The organism is Komagataeibacter intermedius TF2, from assembly GCF_000964425.1.
GTDB classification, from domain to species: Bacteria; Pseudomonadota; Alphaproteobacteria; order Acetobacterales; family Acetobacteraceae; genus Komagataeibacter; species Komagataeibacter intermedius.
This window is the reverse complement of sequence record NZ_BANF01000917.1, coordinates 1-273: the sequence shown is the minus strand read 5'-3', so window position 1 is coordinate 273 and position 273 is coordinate 1. Positions and strand designations below refer to the sequence as shown.

General features: G+C 59.0%; 1 protein-coding gene. It reads left to right on the top strand.

Going from position 1 to position 273, the window contains the following annotated elements:
- Positions 1–273 (top strand): integrase core domain-containing protein (locus B7449_RS19525; protein ID WP_048884143.1); only part of this gene is annotated, 273 nt, incomplete at both ends.

Here is a 273-nt window from a genome sequence, read left to right as displayed (position 1 = left end):
TTTCAATACTGACCAGGGGTCGCAATTTACGACACCCCGTTTCAGCGGGATACTGGAAGAGCGTCAGATCCGCATCAGCATGGATGGGCGCGGTCGCTGGCTGGACAACGTGTTCATCGAGCGCCTGTGGCGGTCGCTGAAATACGAATGCGTCTACCTGTACGCGTTCGAGACCGGATCAGAGCTGAGGGCCGGGCTTGGCAGATGGATCGCCCATTATAACGAAAGGCGTCCGCATACGGCGCTGGCTGGACGAACGCCCGATGAGGCGTA